This window comes from Ruania albidiflava DSM 18029 (genome assembly GCF_000421225.1).
GTDB classification, from domain to species: domain Bacteria; phylum Actinomycetota; class Actinomycetes; order Actinomycetales; family Beutenbergiaceae; genus Ruania; species Ruania albidiflava.
Genome location: NZ_ATWL01000011.1, coordinates 1 through 18002, shown reverse-complemented (window position 1 = coordinate 18002; position 18002 = coordinate 1). Strand labels below are relative to the sequence as shown.

General features: G+C 71.0%; 19 protein-coding genes. 13 read left to right on the top strand and 6 right to left on the bottom strand.

The features are described 5' to 3' along the window. Positions 1–43: 43 nt before the first annotated feature. Complete coding sequence (locus tag K338_RS0113085; RefSeq protein WP_022918622.1) at positions 44–1165, top strand: D-alanine--D-alanine ligase family protein; 1122 nt, start codon at positions 44–46, stop codon at positions 1163–1165. 2 nt (positions 1166–1167) lie between these two features. Here the strand turns inward: K338_RS0113085 and K338_RS0113080 are convergent, their stop codons facing one another. Continuing rightward, positions 1168–1650 carry a DUF3515 family protein gene (locus tag K338_RS0113080; RefSeq protein WP_022918621.1) on the bottom strand — a complete coding sequence of 161 codons (483 nt, stop codon included), beginning with the start codon at positions 1648–1650 and terminating at the stop codon, positions 1168–1170. A 194-nt stretch (positions 1651–1844) separates the two neighbouring features. Here K338_RS0113080 and K338_RS0113075 point away from each other — a divergent pair, with 194 nt between their 5' ends. Both K338_RS0113075 and K338_RS0113070 read left to right on the top strand, forming a co-directional pair. Then, entirely contained in the window at positions 1845–2810 is a 966-nt protein-coding gene (locus K338_RS0113075; RefSeq protein WP_022918620.1) for a thiamine-phosphate kinase, read from the top strand. A gap of 38 nt (positions 2811–2848) precedes the next feature. Then, on the top strand, positions 2849–3280 hold the full coding sequence (locus tag K338_RS0113070; protein WP_022918619.1) for a CBS domain-containing protein: 432 nt from the start codon (positions 2849–2851) through the stop codon (positions 3278–3280). Positions 3281–3443: 163 nt separating this feature from the next. Here the strand turns inward: K338_RS0113070 and rpmB are convergent, their stop codons facing one another. Next, complete coding sequence (rpmB, locus tag K338_RS25180) at positions 3444–3635, bottom strand: 50S ribosomal protein L28 (RefSeq protein ID WP_022918618.1); 192 nt, start codon at positions 3633–3635, stop codon at positions 3444–3446. 281 nt (positions 3636–3916) lie between these two features. On the opposite strand from rpmB, the gene K338_RS0113060 reads away from it, so the two are divergent. Genes K338_RS0113060 through rsmD form a run of 4 tightly spaced genes read left to right on the top strand, consistent with a single transcriptional unit; the run spans position 3917 to position 9060 of the window. Beyond that, positions 3917–6175 carry an ATP-dependent DNA helicase RecG gene (locus K338_RS0113060; protein ID WP_084481173.1) on the top strand — a complete coding sequence of 753 codons (2259 nt, stop codon included), beginning with the start codon at positions 3917–3919 and terminating at the stop codon, positions 6173–6175. After that, positions 6168–6896 carry an ABC transporter ATP-binding protein gene (locus tag K338_RS0113055; protein ID WP_022918616.1) on the top strand — a complete coding sequence of 243 codons (729 nt, stop codon included), beginning with the start codon at positions 6168–6170 and terminating at the stop codon, positions 6894–6896. The genes K338_RS0113060 and K338_RS0113055 overlap by 8 nt, the downstream gene beginning before the upstream one ends. Continuing rightward, entirely contained in the window at positions 6893–8509 is a 1617-nt protein-coding gene (locus K338_RS22600) for a DUF6297 family protein (protein WP_022918615.1), read from the top strand. Before K338_RS0113055 ends, K338_RS22600 begins: the two co-directional genes overlap by 4 nt. Beyond that, positions 8506–9060, top strand: coding sequence for a 16S rRNA (guanine(966)-N(2))-methyltransferase RsmD (gene rsmD / locus K338_RS0113045; protein WP_022918614.1), 555 nt, complete (start codon positions 8506–8508; stop codon positions 9058–9060). The genes K338_RS22600 and rsmD overlap by 4 nt, the downstream gene beginning before the upstream one ends. 86 nt (positions 9061–9146) lie before the next feature. Here the strand turns inward: rsmD and K338_RS0113040 are convergent, their stop codons facing one another. Next, a complete protein-coding gene (locus K338_RS0113040) occupies positions 9147–10274 on the bottom strand; it encodes a Gfo/Idh/MocA family protein (protein WP_022918613.1) in 1128 nt (375 codons plus the stop codon). After that, positions 10271–11101, bottom strand: coding sequence for a DUF6807 domain-containing protein (locus K338_RS22595; RefSeq protein WP_022918612.1), 831 nt, complete (start codon positions 11099–11101; stop codon positions 10271–10273). The genes K338_RS0113040 and K338_RS22595 overlap by 4 nt, the downstream gene beginning before the upstream one ends. 95 nt (positions 11102–11196) lie before the next feature. Between K338_RS22595 and K338_RS0113030 the strand changes: the two genes are divergently transcribed. Continuing rightward, positions 11197–11868: a ThuA domain-containing protein gene (locus K338_RS0113030; RefSeq protein WP_027286805.1), complete on the top strand. Its 672-nt coding sequence runs from the start codon at positions 11197–11199 to the stop codon at positions 11866–11868. A 26-nt stretch (positions 11869–11894) separates the two neighbouring features. Here the strand turns inward: K338_RS0113030 and K338_RS0113025 are convergent, their stop codons facing one another. Beyond that, a complete protein-coding gene (locus K338_RS0113025; RefSeq protein ID WP_027286804.1) occupies positions 11895–13433 on the bottom strand; it encodes a UxaA family hydrolase in 1539 nt (512 codons plus the stop codon). A 122-nt stretch (positions 13434–13555) separates the two neighbouring features. Here K338_RS0113025 and coaD point away from each other — a divergent pair, with 122 nt between their 5' ends. The 5 genes from coaD to mutM are packed head-to-tail and all read left to right on the top strand — an operon-like array spanning position 13556 to position 16868. Beyond that, positions 13556–14053 (top strand): pantetheine-phosphate adenylyltransferase, encoded by a 498-nt coding sequence (coaD, locus tag K338_RS0113020; RefSeq protein WP_022918609.1) that lies wholly within the window; start codon positions 13556–13558, stop codon positions 14051–14053. After that, positions 14050–14580 (top strand): hypothetical protein, encoded by a 531-nt coding sequence (locus tag K338_RS22590; protein ID WP_022918608.1) that lies wholly within the window; start codon positions 14050–14052, stop codon positions 14578–14580. The genes coaD and K338_RS22590 overlap by 4 nt, the downstream gene beginning before the upstream one ends. Then, a complete protein-coding gene (locus tag K338_RS22585) occupies positions 14577–15197 on the top strand; it encodes a YceD family protein (protein WP_022918607.1) in 621 nt (206 codons plus the stop codon). The genes K338_RS22590 and K338_RS22585 overlap by 4 nt, the downstream gene beginning before the upstream one ends. Next, complete coding sequence (gene rnc, locus K338_RS22580) at positions 15194–15928, top strand: ribonuclease III (RefSeq protein ID WP_022918606.1); 735 nt, start codon at positions 15194–15196, stop codon at positions 15926–15928. The genes K338_RS22585 and rnc overlap by 4 nt, the downstream gene beginning before the upstream one ends. A gap of 19 nt (positions 15929–15947) precedes the next feature. Beyond that, the gene (gene mutM / locus K338_RS0113000) at positions 15948–16868 is read left to right on the top strand and encodes a bifunctional DNA-formamidopyrimidine glycosylase/DNA-(apurinic or apyrimidinic site) lyase (protein ID WP_022918605.1); all 921 of its coding nucleotides are present in this window, start codon (positions 15948–15950) and stop codon (positions 16866–16868) included. A 160-nt stretch (positions 16869–17028) separates the two neighbouring features. On the opposite strand, the gene K338_RS0112995 is transcribed toward mutM, so the two are convergent. Then, positions 17029–17445 (bottom strand): hypothetical protein, encoded by a 417-nt coding sequence (locus tag K338_RS0112995; protein WP_022918604.1) that lies wholly within the window; start codon positions 17443–17445, stop codon positions 17029–17031. Between the last annotated feature and the right edge of the window lie 557 nt (positions 17446–18002).

The following is an 18002-nucleotide window of genomic DNA, read 5'->3' as shown; positions in this document are numbered from 1 at the left end:
AGCCGTGCGCGCGGGCCCCGTCCGGCAGGTACTCTCGTTGACGATGAGCCAGGAGAACCGTGTCCGGGTCGCCGTGCTGTTCGGCGGCCGTAGCGACGAGCACTCGATCAGCTGTGCCACCGCCGCCGGTGTGCTGGCCGCTATCGACCGCGACCGGTACGAGGTGGTGCCGGTCGGTATCACCCGCACCGGGGAGTGGGTCGGGGTGGCCGACGAGCCGGAGCGGTGGCAGATCACCGACGGCCAGGTTCCTGAGGTCACCGGCAGCGACACCCCTCGGTTGATGCTGCCGATGGGCGAGGCAGGTCAGGACCTGGTCGCCTACCAGCCGGGCGCGGTGCCGGCGCAGCTGGGCGCGGTGGACGTAGTGCTGCCGCTGCTGCACGGCCCGTTCGGTGAGGACGGCACGCTGCAGGGCATGCTCGAGCTCGCCGGTCTGCCGTACGTGGGCTCCGGAGTGCTCGCCTCCGCAGTGTCCATGGACAAGCACTACATGAAGATGGTGCTCGCCGGCGCGGGCCTGCCGATCGGCCCCTACACGGTGATCACCGACCGGCAGTGGCGCACCGACCGGGCGGCGGCGCTGGAGCGGGTGGCCGACCTCGGCTGGCCGGTGTTCGTCAAGCCCTGCCGGGCCGGCTCCAGCATCGGCATCACCAAGGTGGACGCCCAGGCCGACCTGGCCGCCGCGATCGAGACTGCCCGCGCGCACGACCCGAAAGTGATCGTCGAGGCTGCGATCGAGGGGCGGGAGGTGGAGTGCGCGGTGCTGGAAGGGCGCCACGACGCCCCGGCGCGCAGCACGCTGCCCGGGGAGATCGTGGTCACCTCGAGCGACCACGGGTTCTACGACTACCGGGCGAAGTACTTCGACGCCGACGGGGTCACCCTCGCCTGGCCGGCGGAGCTGCCGGAGGCGGCGACCGCGCGGGTGCGGGAGCTGGCGGTGGCCACGTTCGAGGCGCTCAGCTGCGAGGGGCTGGCCCGGGTGGACTTCTTCTACACCCCGACCGGTGAGGTCGTCGTCAACGAGCTGAACACGATGCCTGGGTTCACCCCGTTCTCCATGTACCCGATGATGTGGGAACGCTCCGGGCTGCCGTACACCGACCTGATTACCGAGCTGGTGGAGCTGGCCCGGGAGCGGCCGACTGGGCTGCGCTGAGCTCAGACGCAGGCGCGCTCTGCGTCGATGAGCGACACGGCAGCGCCCAGGTCCACCAGCGTGGTGGTCGCATCATCACCGGCATAGTCCACCGGTACGGTCACCTCGATCGCCGGCACCCGGCCGTAGGTGGTGAACTGCCAGGTGTCCTCCTCGGTGCTGCCCAACGGTGCCATCACCCAGTCGACGCTGGCGTCGTCCGCCCCGGTGACCGAGATGCACCGGTCGGTGGTCGGTCCCGGGGGAGCGACACCGCAGCGCAGCGTGATCGGCGGATCACCCCAGGCGGCGGTCGCCTGGCTGTTCGTGGACCGCCGGTCCGCGCCAGAGAGTTCCTCCGGCAGCGCCCGCAGCACCTCAGCGCACACCGGTGCACTCGCAGTCGGACCAGGTTCCACTGTGGCAGCCGAGCCGCACCCGGCAGCAACCAGGAGCAGGCCGGTCGCCAGCACGGCCAGCAGACGGGAGGGAGCAACAGCACGCACACCTCTACGGTAGCTCTCGTCGCGGACCTGCCCGGACCGCCGGTCGGGCCACGGCGGGCAGCCAGGCCGCCCCCGAGGAGAGCACCGAGCAGAAGGACTCGCACTAGGCTCGGCACCAGAGCCTCGGCTCCGATGAAGGACTGCACTCCCATTAGGCTCAGCACGTCCGGAGCCCACGACCAGGAGGAGCGCAGGTGCGCATCAGCGACGTCTCCGAGGAGGACCTGCTCGCCCAGATCACCCCGCTGCTCCCGCTGGGCCCCGCCACGCTCGTGGGACCAGGGGACGACGCCGCGGTCGTGTCAGCCGCTGACGGCACCTTCGTAGTCACCACCGATGTGCTGGTCGCAGGTCGGCACTTCAGCGAGGACTGGACCAGCGGCGCAGACGTCGGCTGGCGAGCAGTGGCTGCGAACGTGGCCGACGTGGCCGCCATGGGCGCCCTGCCTACCGCCCTGGTGACCTCTCTGGTGCTCCCGGCGAGCACCGCCGTCGACTGGGTGCTCGACCTGGCCACCGGGCTGGGTGAGGCGTGCACGCACTGGCGAGCCGGCGCCGTCGGCGGTGACCTCTCCAGCGGCGACGTGCTCACCGTGGCGGTCACGGCACACGGCGACCTGCAGGGGCGCGCCCCGGTGCTGCGCAGCACCGCATGCCCTGGTGAGGTGCTCGCCCACGCTGGTGTGCTGGGCCGGTCCGCTGCCGGCTGGGCGCTGCTGGCCGCAGGGCAGCAGGCGACCGCGGTGTCCGGTGCGGCAGCAGCGCTGCAGGCATTCCGCCGACCGCAGCCTCCGGTGGCGGCCGGGGCGCGGGCAGCCGACGCAGGGGCCACGGCGATGATGGACGTCAGTGATGGGCTGCTCCGCGACAGCGGCCGGATGGCACGGGCCTCCGGGGTGCATCTGGACCTGGACCCTGCAGCGTTCGGTAGTGCCACCGCCGAGCTCGCGGACTTGGCCAAGCTGTGCGCCGCCGACCCGCTGACCTGGGTGCTCACCGGGGGAGAGGACCACGGGCTGCTCGCCACGTTCCCGGCCGGAACAGCTCTCCCGGAGCCGTTCCGAGCGATCGGCAGCGTGGGCGCCGGCGCAGCCCAGGTGACCTACGGAGGTGAGGCACCGAGCGTCCCCGGCACCGGGTGGGACCACTTCTCACCGTGAGCGGATGTGCTGCGGATCACAGTGTCGTACGGTGAAGCATGCGTATCTCAGAGGTGATCCGGCGCAAGGGAGCCGAGGTGGTCACGATCCGCCCGGAGGTCACGGTGACCGACTTGCTCACCCTGCTCGCCGAGCGGAACATCGGCGCAGTGGTGGTCTCTACCGACGAAGGGCGCACTATCGCCGGCATCGTCACCGAGCGGGACGTGGTCCGGCACCTAAACAGCGACGGTGCGCAGGTCCTGGACGGGCCGGTCGCCGCGCTGATGACCACCGAGGTGCTCACCTGCAGCGTGGAGGACGACCTGCAGACTCTGGCCCGGACGATGACCGACAAACGGATTCGGCACCTGCCGGTGGTCGAGGACGGCGAGCTGCTGGCGATCGTCTCCATCGGGGACATCGTGAAGAACCGGATCGATGAGCTGCAGGCGGAGAACGAGCAGCTGGTGGACTACGTGCACGGGTAGCAGCCCAGCGGCGGGTGCCGTCGGCCGGCACGTTCGTGCCGGGCGGGCAGCGAGGGCGGGCCGGGCAGCGAACGGCCTGGCCGGTAGCGAACGAGAAGAGCCGCCCACCACGAGGGTGGACGGCTCCGCTGCCGGCGCTGGCCGCGCCGTGGAGCGATGGGCCTCAGACGGCGCGGACGACCTTGCCAGCCTTGAGGCAGGAGGTGCAGACGTTCAGCCGCATCGGCGTGCCGTTGGTCACGGTGCGCACCTTCTGGATGTTGGGGTTCCAGCGCCGCTTCGTACGACGGTGGGAGTGCGAGATGCTGTGGCCGAAGCTCGGGGCCTTGCCGCAGACGTCACACGTAGCAGCCACGGTGTGTCTCCTCTAGGTCAGTCCTCGCCACAGGGTGAAGCGGCGGTGAATCCGGGCTCGGCCAGGGCGCCGAGACGGCGGGCCGAGGAGTGCCTTTGCCAGGCAACCGCATCAGAATACTCCACCGCCGGCGTCTGGCTCAAACCGGTCCGCGCCGGTACCGCGTGAGACAGCGCACACCCAGGGGCCCTCCGGCGGAGGAGGACCTGCTCGGAACAGGCGTGCAGGCGTGCAGTGCGGGCTGCCCGGGGTGTCGGTGGGCCCGGATACCATCGATCACGGTGGCACATACATCGGATGGGACGGTCTGGGGCGGGGACAAGCGCGCCCTGGTGCACCTCGTGGGCGAGCGCGGCGCGAAGCGGCTCGAGCAGCTCGACATCCACAGCCCTCGCGACCTGCTCCGGCACTATCCCCGCAAGTACTTCCACCGCGGTCGGTACACCCGGCTGCGGGACCTGGTCTCCGGTGAGCACGCCACAGTGATGGCGCAGGTGAAGGGGATCGAGGACTTCAAGTCCCGGAACAAGCGCCTGCACGTCGTCAAGGTCTCCATCACCGATGGTGACACTGTGGTGCCGTTGACCTTCTTCGCGCGCCGCCCCTACATGGTGGACTACATCAAGAAGCAGCTCCGGCCCGGCACCTCGGCGATGTTCTCCGGGCAGGTGAAGTTCTACGCCGGCCACCTGGAGCTCATCCACCCGGACTACGAGCCGCTGCCGGCAGCGATGGACGAGGAGGAGGCGGCACGTCGGGCGGCCCGGCCGGTGCCGGTCTACCCGGCCACCGCCAAGCTGCCCACCTGGCGGATCTCCGACATGGTGCGCCTGGCGCTGGAGCCGCTGCAGCCCAGCGAGGTGGCCGACATCCTCCCGGATGAGGTGCGCCAGCGCCGCGAGCTGCCTGGCACGATGGCCGCCCTGCACCTGATCCACCAGCCCGCCAACGACCTGGACTGGCAGGCGGCCCGCCGCCGGTTCGCCTACGAGGAGGCGTTCCTGCTGCAGACCGCGCTGGCACGCCGGCGGGCGGAGATCGCTGCCCGGGACGCCACTCCTCGGCCGGGCACCGGTGACGGGCTGCTGGCAGCGCTGGACGCCCAGCTGCCGTTCACCCTCACCGACGGGCAGCAACAGGTCAGTGCGGAGATCGCCGAGGACCTGGCCGGCAGCAGTCCGATGCAGCGGCTGCTGCAGGGTGAGGTCGGCTCCGGGAAGACCGTGGTCGCGTTGCGGGCGATGTGCCAGGTGATCGACTCCGGCGGGCAGGCCGCGCTGCTCGCGCCCACTGAGGTGCTCGCCGCACAGCACGCCCGCTCGATCAGCCACCTGCTCGGACCGCTCGCAGAAGCCGGCATGCTCGGCGGTGACGTCCGCGGTACCAAGGTGACCCTGCTGACTGGCTCGGTGACCGGCCCGGCGCGGCGCCAGGCGTTGGCCGACGCTGCCTCCGGCGCGTCCGGGATCGTGATCGGCACGCACGCGCTGCTGGAGGAGAAGGTGCAGTTCGCCGACCTGGCGCTGACCGTGATCGACGAGCAGCACCGGTTCGGGGTGGAGCAGCGTGATGCCCTGCGCGCCAAGGGGCGCACGATGCCGCACCAGCTCTACCTGACCGCTACGCCGATCCCGCGGTCGGTGGCGATGACCGTGTTCGGGGACGTGGAGGTCTCCACCCTGCGGGAGATCCCGGCCGGCCGCTCCGGGGTGACCACCTACCTGGCTCCGGCCGGTCAGCAGAAGTGGATGCAGCGCATCTGGGCGTTGATCGCCGAGCAGGTCGCGGCGGGACATCGCGCCTACGTGGTCGCCCCCCGCATCACCTCCACCTCCCTCGAGGACGACGGCGCAGCTCCCCTGGACCTGGACGGTCCTGCTGGTCCGGACGCACCCGGGCAGGGTGGACCCGTCCCAGGGGACGGCGGGCCGGCCACGGTGGAGGACACCTACGCGCGGCTGGGCAAGGAACCAGCGCTGCGGGGCATCTCCCTGGGCCTGCTGCACGGCCGACTGAGCGCCGAGGAGAAGGACGCGGCGATGGCGGCGTTCGCTTCCGGGCAGACCCCGGTGCTGGTCACCACCACAGTGATCGAGGTGGGTGTGGACGTGCCCGAGGCCACGGTGATGGTGGTGCTGGACGCGGACCGGTTCGGCCTGTCCCAGCTGCACCAGCTGCGCGGTCGGATCGGCCGGGGCAGTGCCCCTGGCACCTGTGTGCTGGTCACCGGTGCGCACCCGGACTCTCCCTCGGTGCGGCGGCTGAAGGTGATGACCGAGACCACCGACGGCTTCGTGCTGGCCGAGCAGGATCTGGCCCAACGGCGTGAAGGAGACGTGCTCGGCGCCGCCCAGTCCGGGAGAGGTACCTCGTTGCGGCTACTCTCGGTGGTGCGTGACCGTGAGCTGATCGAGCAGGCACGCCAGGACGCTCGCGCGCTCATCACCGCCGACCCGAACCTGGTGCACCACGTGGAGGTGCTCACGGCGATCACCGAGCTCGTCGACCCCGACCATGAGGAGTTCCTGGACCGTGCCTAGTTCGGCCAAGGGTGGCAAGGCGAAGAAGGCTGCTGCGGCGCTGCTGAAGGCCAGCTCGGTGAGCGTGGGCTACGGGTCTACGATGGCCAGCGCCGTCTGCCCGCCGATCAGCGTCACCATGTCCGCAGGTCAGGGCCTGGCCGTGGTGGGCGCCAACGGCACCGGCAAGTCCACCTTCCTGCGCGCCGCTGCGGGGCTTCTGGAGGTGCTCGGTGGGAGCATCGACGTGCTCGGCGTGCCGGTGGACGAACGCTCCCGCCGGTTCCGGGCCGAGGTGGCGGTGGTGCTGGACGAGGACTCCTACCTGCCCGCGCTGACCGTGCGCGAGCACCTGCTGCTCACCGCCCGCGGGCACGGGATGAAGGAGGTCAGCGCACTGGTGACCGAACAGGTGGAGGCGTTCGGGCTGACCGAACGGCAGAACGCGCTGCCCACCGCCCTTTCCTCCGGGCAACGTCGCCGGCTGCTGCTCGCCGCCGCGTTCGTGCGCCCGCGCACGCTGCTCGTCCTCGACGAGCCGGAGCAGCGCCTGGACTCCGGTATGCGGGACCGGCTCGCCGCACGGCTCGCTGCCGAGCGGGACGCCGGCGGGGGCGTGATCATGGCGACCCACGACCCGGTGCTGGTCCGTGAGGTGGCCACCAAGGCGCTGCTGCTCGGTGAGGACTCCGTCCGCGTGGTCTCACCGGACGAGGGCGCTGAGGCGATCGAGGCACTGTGACCAGCACCGACATCGACGAGTCCTGGCCCAGCGGGCGCCAGCTGCGCACGCTCACCCGGGCGGCCACCGAGGCGCACACCGGTGGGCACATGGGTGAGCTCGTCTCCGAGGTCTACTCCGTGCTGTTCTCCGGAACGATCGCTGTGGTCATGGTCCTCGGAGCGGTGCAGGGCCTGAATGCCTCCATCCACCCCGGTCCGGAGCAGGCCACCGTGGACCCGAGCTGGCTGGCTCTGGTGGTCGCCCTCGTGGTCGCCGGAGCGGTGCTCGGTGTGGCCGGTCGGCTCGGCCCCGTGGGCATGGGTGGGGCACACGCTCTGTGGTGGCTGACCACCCCCGCAGACCGGCGCACCCTGCTGCGCCCCCGCCTGGTGCTGCTGCCCGTGCTGGGCGCACTGGCCGGACTGGTCGGTGGGTTGCTGGTCGGGTTCCTGGCGTTCGGCTCCTTAGGCCCGGACCTGCTCTGGCTCACCGTCGACTTCGTGGTGGCCGGTGCTGCGATGATCCTGGCCGTGGCCGCGGGACAGGTGCGCGCCGGGGCTGGCAGCACCAAGGGGATGCGACCGGCAGTGCTGGTCGGGGACCTGCTCACCGCTGCCGGTCCGGTGGCGGCTGTCGCCCTGGTGCTCATCCGCCCCGAGCCCGTCGACGTGGACTGGGCGCACCTGGGGCCGGTGGTCGCCGGAGTGGTGGCCGTGCTGCTGCTGGGCGCGCTCTGGTGGCTGGACCACAGCCTGGAGCTGATCTCCGGCCGGGAGCTGCGCGCCCGCGGCTCCGTGGCCTCCTACGCCTCCGGTGCGGTCACCTCGATGGACACCCGGGAGCTGGGGCGTGCGTTGAACGTGAACACCACCCGGGACTCCCGTCGCCGATCCGCAGCGATGCGCGGGGCCCGCGGACCGGTGACCGCGATCCTGGTGGGAGACGCGACCGTGCTCGCCCGCACACCCCGGCACCTGATCCAGATCGCCGTCGGATTCTGCGTGGCGCTGCTCGGTGTGGCGGCCGGCTGGTCGGTGGTGATGAACGTCATCCTGCTGCTGGCGGGCGGGATCCTCACCGCGATGGCCACCGGTGAGGGCGCCCGCCGGGCGGAGATGGCACCAGTGCTGGACCGGCACTTCCCGATCGCCGGTGCGGACGTGCGCCGGGCCCGGGTGCTGCTGCCGCTGCTGGTGATGGTGCCCTGGACGGTGCTGGTCCTCGGACTGTGGGGCTGGGCGCACCAGGCGCTCCTCGGCTACGTGCTGCTCGGGCTGGTCACCGGGCCGGTGTTCGCCGCCGGGGTGCTGCGCGCCGCCTACCGCAAGCCCCCGGACTGGTCCAAACCGCTGGTGCCCGGACCGTTCGGCCCGATGGCTCCCGGGGTGATCGCGGCGTTCGCCCGCGGTCCGGACATCGTGGTGCTCTGCGCGGTGCCGATGATCGTGGGTGTGGTGGCGCTGGGGGTGTCCCCGATCCTGCTCGCAGTGCAGCTGGGCACCTCCCTGATCGCGCTCGCCGTGGCCACGCGCGCCCCGAAGGGCGGCGGCAAGGGCTGGATGCAGCGGATGAGCGAGCAGGCCGAGGCACAGCGTGAAGAGATGCAGCGGCAGCGCGGCGGGCGCCGGTGACCCGGATCGTGGCCGGCCGCGCCGGCGGACACCGGCTGCAGGTGCCGACCAAGGGCACCCGGCCCACCAGTGAACGCGTGCGGGAGGCGCTGTTCTCCCACCTGGACCACCTCGGCTACACCGACGCCACCCGGGTGCTCGACCTGTATGCCGGATCCGGGGCCCTCGGCCTGGAAGCCGTCAGTCGTGGTGCGGCGTCGGCCACGCTGGTCGAGTCTGCTCGGGTTGCGGTGGCTGCCTGCCGTGCCAACGCGGCCAGCACCCGGCTGGCCGACCGGGTGCAGCTGCGTCCGGTGCCGGTGCTCCGTTATCTGGCTGCCGGGCCGCCGGCCGAGCCGTTCGACCTGGTGCTGGCCGACCCGCCGTACGCCGACGAGGACGTCGACGCTGTGCTCGCGGCGCTCGCCGAACCTGGCTGGTTGGCCGACGACGCGCTCGTGGTGCTCGAACGCGACGTCCGCAGCTCGCCACCGGTGTGGCCCGCGACCTGGCGGGTGCAGCCGGACCGCCGCACCGGGGAGACGGTCCTGTACTCCGCCCGCACCCCCTGACCTCGAGCGAGCACGAACGGTCGCGAACGCTCTGGAGTGCGACTTGCGCCCGGCGTGTCGCCGCGAAGGCGAGCGTTCGCGAGTCCTCAGCGGGTCCAGGGGGCGCCGAGGGCGGTAAATGTGTCCAGCTCCGTGGCCACCTTCTGGCACCAGGAGTCCACCCCGTGCAGCACCCGGTACTCCTCCTCACCAGCGCCGTGGCGGGTGAAGTACTGGTCATCCACCTGGTGCGGGTCGGGGGCTGTGCGCACCGCCTCCAGTACCCGCATGAACGCACCGGTGTCCGCCAGGCCGGAGAGCAGCGGGGCACCGGTGGCCAGGTGGTCGGCAAGGTTGCGCAGCAGCCCGGTGCGGCCGAGCTTCTCCGTGTGCTCCCCGGCGGCGGACCGGATGGTCAACACGTCCTCGGTGTAGGACAGCTCCAGCTCACCGGCGGAACCGCGCACCGTCACCGTCGGCGCTACCCAGCCCTCGGACTCGGTGGCCAGGGTCAGCCCGAGCGCGATCGGGGTGCCGCGCCGGGTGCGCATCCGCACAGCGGAGGTGTCGTCCGCCTCGATCTCGTTCACCCGGAACAGGTCCACCTCCACCTCGGCGACGTCCTCGGCGCGGGTGGAGCCATCGATCCGCAACGCCGTGGCCACGGCATGCGCGAGCGGGTTGGTGACCACCCCGTCGACGACGTCCACGCCGTCCAGGTGCCGCCGGCCGGCCCACCGGGACCGGTTGTAGTAGGAGCGCGTGCGCCGCCACAGGCCCTTCCCGCCGATACCTGTGACCGCACCGATCGCCCCGGCCCGCACGTACTCCTCGATCCGGTCCAGCGCAGCCGAGCCGAAGCTCTGGAACCCGACCTGCACCGGACGACCGGCCTCGGCGGCGACCTCCAGCAGCTGGTCGAACTCCGCCAGGGACGCCGTGGTCGGCTTCTCCAGCAGCACCGCCGCACCAGCCTGCAGCGCCCTGGTGGCCAGCGGCAGGTGGGTGTGGATCGGGGTGGCGATCACCACCACGTCCGGGACCACCTCGGCCAGCAGCGCCTCCAGGTCCTGGTGTACCGGGGTGCCCTCGGGCAGGTGCTGGGCGCCCTGCCCGCCCCGTGGGTCGGCCACTGCGATCACCTCGCCGACGCCGTCCGCGCGCATCCGCTCCAGCTCAGCCAGGTGCTGTGCGCCATATCCGTGGATGCCGACGACGGCGAAGGTGGTGGTCACGAGAGGTCCTCCAGCTCGGTGTAGAGAGTGCGGGCAGCAGCGGCATCGATGCGGCGGTCGAGCAGCACCCCGGTCAGGTGCAGGTCGAGAGTCTGCCCGGCCGCCACATGGCGGTGCGAGGACCAGGCTACGGCCGGCCCTGCGCCCACATATCCGGTGGTGCGCACGAACCAGGGGAGCACCGCCCCGGCGCGCTGGGCCAGCAGCAGACTCACCGGCCCGGAGGGCCGCTCCTGGACGAGCAGCAGCCACGGTGAGGTCGACCCGAGGACCTCACCTCCGCCGTCGACCTCGGCCGTGGTGGGCACCTGCTCTCCGGAGACACGCCAGAACAGGCCGCCGTACCCCGCACCGGTGCGCCCCCGGGTGGCCGGTGAGCCGATCGTCAGCGCGCCGGCGTCGGCGATCATCCGGCTGTGCCAGCCCAGCGCCCACGCCTCCCGGGCAGGCAGCAGGTCGGCGGTGATCCGGCGCTGCTCGGTGAGCAGGTGGCTGCCGTCGCAGGCGAGGAACTCCACCTCCTGGTTGATCATGTGGTCGGTGGCGTCCACCGGGCCGCCCACCTGCCGGCCGTGGTTGTCCAGCAGCTGGTAGCCGTCCGGGTGCACGTAGCTGCCGCCGCCCCAGAACATCGAACCGTTGATCTCCACGACGGCGTTGCTCACCCCGTAGTGGTGGCGGTGGTCGCTCGGGGCTACTTCGGTGCACGTCTCGCCGGCCAGCGTGGTCACCGGGTGCAGGTACGGGCGGGGGGAGAGCTGCGCGGGCATGTCCTGTCCGTCGCAGTAGCGGGCCACCTCACGGGTGCCGATACGCAGGCTGGTCACAGAGCTCCTTCAGGTTGCGAGGTGACGGCCACTCGGGCTCGTGGCAGTCTAGGGTAATCGCTTACCGAGTGTGGTCGGCAGGAGGGATCGTGGACATGAGGGCAGTGGTGGTCAGCGGCGCGGGTAGGTATGCCGACCCGTGGCACGACTTCGCGGGGACATCCGCTCGGCTGGCTGCCGAGCTGGTCTCGCTCGGCCTGGACGCCGAGGTGCTCACCCTGGGGGAGGCGGACGTGCCCAGCACCGGGGTGGAGCTCCTCGTGGTGAACGCCGGCGGTGGCAGCACCCCGCGCGAGGTGACCAGCACCGAGACGGACCGGCGCGCCGAGGCGCTCGCGGACTGGGCCCGGGAGCAGACCGCCGGCGGGCTGCCCACCCTGGTCACCCACACCGGTTCGAACACCTTCTACGACGACGACCAGTGGGAGCAGCTGATCGGTGGCCGCTGGGTCCCCGGCACGTCCTGGCACCCGCCGCTGGCACCCGCGCAGGTGCAGGTCACCGCTGCGGTGCACCCGATCACCGCCGGGCTGGGGGAACAGCTCAGCGTGGTCGACGAACGCTACTGCGACCTGCGGGTGGCACCGGACGTGACCGTCCTGGTCGACCAGGAGGAGGACGGCCGGCGGCACCCGATCGTCTGGGCCCGGGCAGCGGGCGGTGTGCGGGTGGTGCACGATGCGCTCGGGCACGATGTGGCCGCCTACGACAGCCCCGACCGGCGGGCGCTGCTGGCTCGCGAGGTCGACTGGCTGCTGCAGCGCTGAGCGCCACCGCCCCTGTGCTCCGGACCTCAGGTGACGGCCCCGACGTGCCACGGGATGAACTCCTCCTGGCCGATGTCCAGCTCCTCGCTGACCGTCTGCCTGCCGGAGGCCACGGCCAGGATGGTCTCGTAGATCTCCCGGCCGACCTCGTCCAAGGTGGCGGTGCCATCCACGATCCGACCGGCGTTGATGTCCATGTCCTCGGCCATCCGCTGGTACATCTCGGTGTTCGTGGCCAGCTTGATCGACGGGGTGGGCTTGCAGCCGAACACGGATCCGCGGCCAGTGGTGAAGCACACCACGTTCGCCCCACCTGCGACCAGACCGGTGACCGACACCGGGTCGTAACCGGGGGTGTCCATGAACGTGAACCCCTTGTCGGTGATCGGCTCGGCGTACTCGTAGACCGCCGTCATCTCCGCCTGCCCACCCTTGGCCACTGCGCCCAGGGACTTCTCCAGGATCGTGGTCAGCCCGCCGGCCTTGTTCCCCGGAGAGGGGTTGTTGTCCAGGGTGCCGGCCCCGGCTGCGGTGTAGTGCTTCCACCACTCGATCCGGTCCAGGAGCTTCTGCCCGACAGGTTCGCAGACCGCACGGCGGGTGAGCAGGTGCTCGGCGCCGTAGACCTCCGGGGTCTCGGCCAGCACCGACGTGCCCCCGGCAGCGACCAGCAGGTCGGAGGCGTGGCCGAGCGCAGGGTTGGCGGTGATACCGGAATAACCGTCGGACCCACCGCAGTTCAGCCCGAGCACCAGCTCGGAGACATCTGCCGGCGCCCGCTCGGCCTCGTTCACCCGCGGCAGCATCTCGCGGATCTTGGCCACACCGGCGCGCACTGTGGCCCGCACACCGCCGAGCTCCTGGATGGTCATCGTCTCGGTGTACGTGCCCTCGGCCAGGTCGAGGTCCTCGACCAGGGACTGCACGGCGATCATCTCGCAGCCCAGGCCGAGCACCAGCAGCCCACCGAAGTTGGGGTGCTGGGCATAACCGCGCAGCGTGCGCAGCAGCATCTGCCCACCTTCGGAGTCCGGCACGAGGCCGCAGCCGCTCTGGTGGGTGATCGCCATGACACCGTCGACGTTCGGGAACTCTGCCATCGAGACGTTCCGGAACTGGTCGGCGATCATCTTCGCCGAGCTGGCCGAGCAGTTCACCGAGGTGATCACACCGATGTAGTTGCGGGTGCCGACCTTCCCGCCGGGCCGGTGGTAGCCGAGGAACGTGCGCGGTAGGTCCGTCGGCAGCTCCGGGCGCACCCGGGCGGTGCCGAACTCGTGCTCCCGTTCGGTGGCATCCATGCCCAGGTTGTGGCTGTGCACGTGGTCGCCGGCGGTGATCGCAGCGGTGGCCCGGCCGATGGACTGCCCGTACTTGAGGACCTGCTGCCCAGCAGGCACGTCCCGGACCGCGACCTTGTGCCCGCGTGGCACGTCTGCGCGCAGCAGCAGCCGGCCGTGCGGGCCGGTCACCTCGCTGCCAGCGCTGAGGTCTGCGGTGGCGATCGCCACCTGGTCCTCACCTCGCAGGTGGAGCAGGAGCGCGCTCGGCACAGTTGCAGTCATCGATGAAGGCCTTCGCAGGGTAGGGAGCAGGGGCGAACCTGCGAGAGTCTAGCCGAGAAACCGGTCTCCCGGCGGGGTGTGGCACCTGGCGGGACGGCACAGGAGGGTACGTTAGCCGTGTGATGTCACGTATTGCTGTGTGCCCGGGGTCCTTCGACCCGGTGACCCTGGGGCACCTCGACCTGGTGCGCCGCGCACGGTCCATGTTCGACGAGGTGGTGGTGGCCGTGGGCATCAACGCCGGTAAGTCGCCGCTGCTGGATGCGGAGAGCCGCGTCTCGCTGTTCGCCGCCGCCGTGGCCGACCTGGACGGGGTACGGGTGGTGCGCATGCCCGGCCTGCTGGCCGACCTGTGCCGGGAGGTGGGCGCCAGCGCTATCGTCAAGGGGCTGCGCGGCGGCGCCGACTTCGACGCCGAGCACCCGATGGCGCTGATGAACCGGCACCTGTCCGGTGTAGAGACTGCCTTCGTGATCGGGGACGCGGCCCTGGCGCACGTGTCCTCCACGATGGTCAAGGATGTGGCCCGCTACGGCGGCGACATCACAGATCTGGTTCCCCCGCCCGTGGCCGAGGCGGTCTCGACCGCGTTCGGCGCGCAGAAGGATGGTGCACGATGACCGAAGAGACCCAGGGCGAGTCGCTGGTCGCGATCTTGGACGAGCTGGCTGATCTGATCGCCTCGGCCCGGTCGATGCCGATGAGCGCCTCAGTGCTGGTGAACCGCGCCGAGGCGCTGGAGCTGATCGAGTCCGCCAAGTCGGTGCTGCCGGCGCAGATCACCCGCGCCCAGGGTGTGGTGGCCGATGCGGACGCCGTGCTCGGCCGGGCCCGGCTGGAGGCCAGCGACCTGGTGGAGCGAGCCAAGGAGCGGGCCGAGGAGCTGGTCTCTGCCGAGTCGGTGGTGAGCCAGGCGAAGGTCCGCGCCGAGGAGATCGTCGCTGAGGCGCAGGCCGCTGCGGACACGCTCTCCCGGGAGGCCGACGACTACTGCGACCGCCAGCTTGCCCAGTTCGAGATCGACCTGAACGCGATCAGCTCCCAGGTGGCTGCCGGTCGCGCCCGCCTGGAGGAGCGGGCCCGGCGCCGTCCGGAACCGGCACCAGCCGGCCGTGAGGCTTCAGGGAGCTCGGAGGAGGAGGAGTGACCGAGACCAACCCCTACCGCGTCTCCACCCACGACCTGGGCCGCCGGCCCGGGTCGATGCGCACCGTCGAGCTCGACGTGGTGGTGACCGAACCGATGGGCAACGAGGTGATCGTCGTGCCCGCCGGGGCGGAGATCTCCCTGGACCTGCGGCTGGAGGCGGTGATGGACGGTGTACTGGTCACGGGTTCTGCGACCGCGACCGCGCAGGGGGAGTGCGTCCGCTGCCTCGACCCGGTCAGCCGGGACCTGACGCTGGATGTCACCGAGCTGTTCGCCTACCCCGGCACGCAGCAGGACACCGTGCGGGACGAAGACGACGAAGAGCTGCCCGAGCTGGACGGCGAGATCGCGGACCTGGAGACCACGATCACCGACGCGGTGGTGCTGGCGCTGCCGTTCCAGCCGCTGTGCCGGCCGGACTGCCCAGGGCTGTGCTCGGTGTGCGGCATCCGCCTGGCCGACGCTGAGCCGGGTCATGCGCACGAACAGCTCGACCCACGCTGGGCCGCGCTGAGCGCGTTGCGCGACGTGGTCGGAGCGGCCGACGATGCACAGGATGATGGCGAGCAGGACTCCGGCAGCACCGGCGCACCGGGGACGGGCGGACGCGGATGAGCGCCGGCCCCACCGACGCGCTGCAGGCCGCGCTCGGCATCGACCTCGACCCCGAGCTGCTGGTGCTCGCCCTGACCCACCGGTCCTTCGCGCACGAGGCCGGCGGGATCCCGACGAACGAGCGGTTGGAGTTCCTCGGTGACTCCGTGCTCGGCGTGGTGGTCACCGAGCACCTGTACCGCACCTATCCGGACCTGCCCGAAGGCGCGTTGGCGAAGATGCGTGCGGCTAGTGTTTCCCAGCGGGCGCTGGCCGAGGTCGCCCGCACGCTGAACCTGGGCGACTACCTGCTGCTCGGCCGCGGGGAGGAAGGCACCGGCGGACGGGACAAGGACTCCATCCTCTCGGACACGATGGAGGCTGTGATCGGTGCCGCCTACCTGTGCCACGGGCTGGAGCCGACCCGGGAGCTGATCACCCGGCTGGTCGGGCCGACGCTCACTGCCGCCGCCGGCCTGGGCGCCGGGCTGGACTGGAAGACCAGCGTGCAGGAGGTCGCCGCAGAGCGCGGCCTGGGCGTGCCGCACTACGACGTGCAGGCCACCGGGCCAGACCATGAGCGGCACTTCACCGCCTATCTGGTGCTCGGCGAGAAGGTCTGGGGCTCCGGGGAGGGGTCGGCGAAGAAGGTCGCGGAGACCCATGCCGCAGAGGCGGCCTACCACGCCCTGGTGGCCGAGGCACCCGGGCCCCTTCCGGAGCCGGGGGCCGCAGCGGACCAGCAGGCCTGAGCCGGGTTGGTTTGGCACCGTGCCAGAGCTGCCTGAGGTCGAGACCATCCGCGCCGGGGTGGCCGAGCACGTGCTCGGGCGCCCGATCGCCAGCGTCGAGGTCCTCCGGGAACGGTCGGTCCGCCGCCAGGAGGGCGGCCCGGCCGAGTTCATCGGGCTGCTGACCGGGCGTGCGCTGGACGCAGCTGTGCGGCGCGGGAAGTTCCTCTGGTTGCCGCTGCGCGGCGCGGACGGGCAGGCAGAGGACCACGCACTGCTGGTGCACCTGGGGATGAGCGGACAGCTGCGGGTCACCAGGGCGGGGGAGAACCCGCACCTGCGGGTGCGGCTCACGTTCGCCGACGGCGGTCAGCTCCAGTTCATCGACCAACGCACCTTCGGCTACGTCACCGTGGCGGACCTGGTGCCCACCAGCGACGGCGGGCCCGGCGGGCTGGGTGCCGTCGCCGGCCCGGCGGAGCACCTGCTGCCCGCGCCGGTGGCGCACATCGGCCGCGACCTGCTCGACCCGCTGCTGGCCGACCCTGACGGCCCGGGCCGGACCGAGCTGGTCCGCCGCGTGCGCCGGGGCCGCCGCGGGATCAAACGAGCGCTGCTGGACCAGACCCTGGTCTCGGGCATCGGCAACATCTACGCCGACGAGGCACTCTGGCGTGCCCGGGTGCACTACGACCGGCGCACCGACCTGATGCCCCGCGCCCAGGTGGCCGCCGTGCTTCAGGCGGCAGCCGAGGTGATGCGCACCGCGCTGGCGGCCGGTGGCACCAGCTTCGATGCGCTGTACGTCAACGTGAACGGGGCCAGCGGGTACTTCGACCGGTCGCTGAACGTCTACGGCCGGGAAGGCCTGCCGTGCCCGCGGTGCGGCACGCCGATCGTGCGGGAGTCGTTCATGAACCGTTCCGCGGCCTTCTGCCCCAGGTGCCAGCGGAAACGCTAGTCGAGGCCTTGCCGATGTCAGGTACGCGCAACACCAATTCTCTGTGGCCGACCTCCCTCGCTGGAGGCACGAGGTCCTTCGACCCCCTGCATATCACCGTGTACTCCCGCCTCACCCTCGAAGCCGCCGCCTGAGACCACCAGCCCACCCCAGCAACCGGTCACCACACCGTACGCACCACCCTGCACACCGAACCACCGATTTTCGGGTCAGGTAGAAAGGTCTTGGGTCGTTTCGCCGACCACCAATCGGAGACGAATAGCCTGCTGATGAAACGGTTGCGACCAGCGATGCGGTTCACGTTCATACTCGCATTGCTGAAGACGAAGTCTTCGCGACCCTCGAACCAGTGCTCTGGATTGTCCCGACGATGTGCGTCGGCGAGCCGCTTGCCGTACCACATGTCGCGGACAAGCAGCGATCCGACGAACGGCACGAGGACATTGATCCAGTGGTCCAGGTCGAATCTGTCGTCGGTCAGCATGTCCAGGGCCGTAGTGAGCCGGGGCTCGTACTCGTCCCACAGGGCGTCGACGAAGCGCGCCGTGCTGGCTGGAGGAGGTGTCGAAATCGACATCGTAGAGATCGTGGGCGAAGCCGATCGTTTCAGCTCGGGCCCGATGCGGTTGAGAAGATTCGGGCCGCATCACTGTCAGTTGCCGCCTGCGACTGGCTTGCTCCACGTCGCTGGAGAACCTCCCCAAGAACGCCGCCGGTATGAAGTGGTCGCGCGACACTTGTTTCTCCTAGTCCCGTTTGTTCTCGAGGATGGTGTCCGGCTGGTCCGTCATAGTGGCTCTTCCGGATTCAGAGTGCGTAGGGCGTCGTCGCTGACGGCGAGCTGAGGCGGATCGTGAGCGGGCCTTGGGTGAAGATGGAGGTGCTCAAACCGCCCATCCTCGACCCAAGGCCCTACCGTGGAATCTACCTCCTGCGCCCCTGCTGGCTGCCCTGTTGCTGATGTCATCTGCCGCACTCTCGAGCTCGGGGTGTTCATCACCGGCGCGAGCGTGGCCGAGGGGGAAGTGACGGTCATCGAGGCCTCACCGCGGCAGGTGCTGGGCTTCTGCCCCACGTGCGGCGCCGAGGGGCGGCTGCGGGACCACGTCATCCGAGAGCTGACCGACATTCCGA

Bases quoted from the DNA above. Each gene is read 5' to 3' on its own strand.
- K338_RS0113085 (WP_022918622.1), top strand. From the start codon at position 44: ATGAGCCAGGAGAACCGTGTCCGGGTCGCCGTGCTGTTCGGCGGCCGT.
- K338_RS0113070 (WP_022918619.1), top strand. From the start codon at position 2,849: ATGCGTATCTCAGAGGTGATCCGGCGCAAGGGAGCCGAGGTGGTCACG.
- K338_RS0113030 (WP_027286805.1), top strand. From the start codon at position 11,197: ATGAGGGCAGTGGTGGTCAGCGGCGCGGGTAGGTATGCCGACCCGTGG.
- K338_RS0113025 (WP_027286804.1), bottom strand. From the start codon at position 13,433: ATGACTGCAACTGTGCCGAGCGCGCTCCTGCTCCACCTGCGAGGTGAG.
- coaD (WP_022918609.1), top strand. From the start codon at position 13,556: ATGTCACGTATTGCTGTGTGCCCGGGGTCCTTCGACCCGGTGACCCTG.
- K338_RS22590 (WP_022918608.1), top strand. From the start codon at position 14,050: ATGACCGAAGAGACCCAGGGCGAGTCGCTGGTCGCGATCTTGGACGAG.
- rnc (WP_022918606.1), top strand. From the start codon at position 15,194: ATGAGCGCCGGCCCCACCGACGCGCTGCAGGCCGCGCTCGGCATCGAC.
- K338_RS0112995 (WP_022918604.1), bottom strand. From the start codon at position 17,445: ATGTCGATTTCGACACCTCCTCCAGCCAGCACGGCGCGCTTCGTCGAC.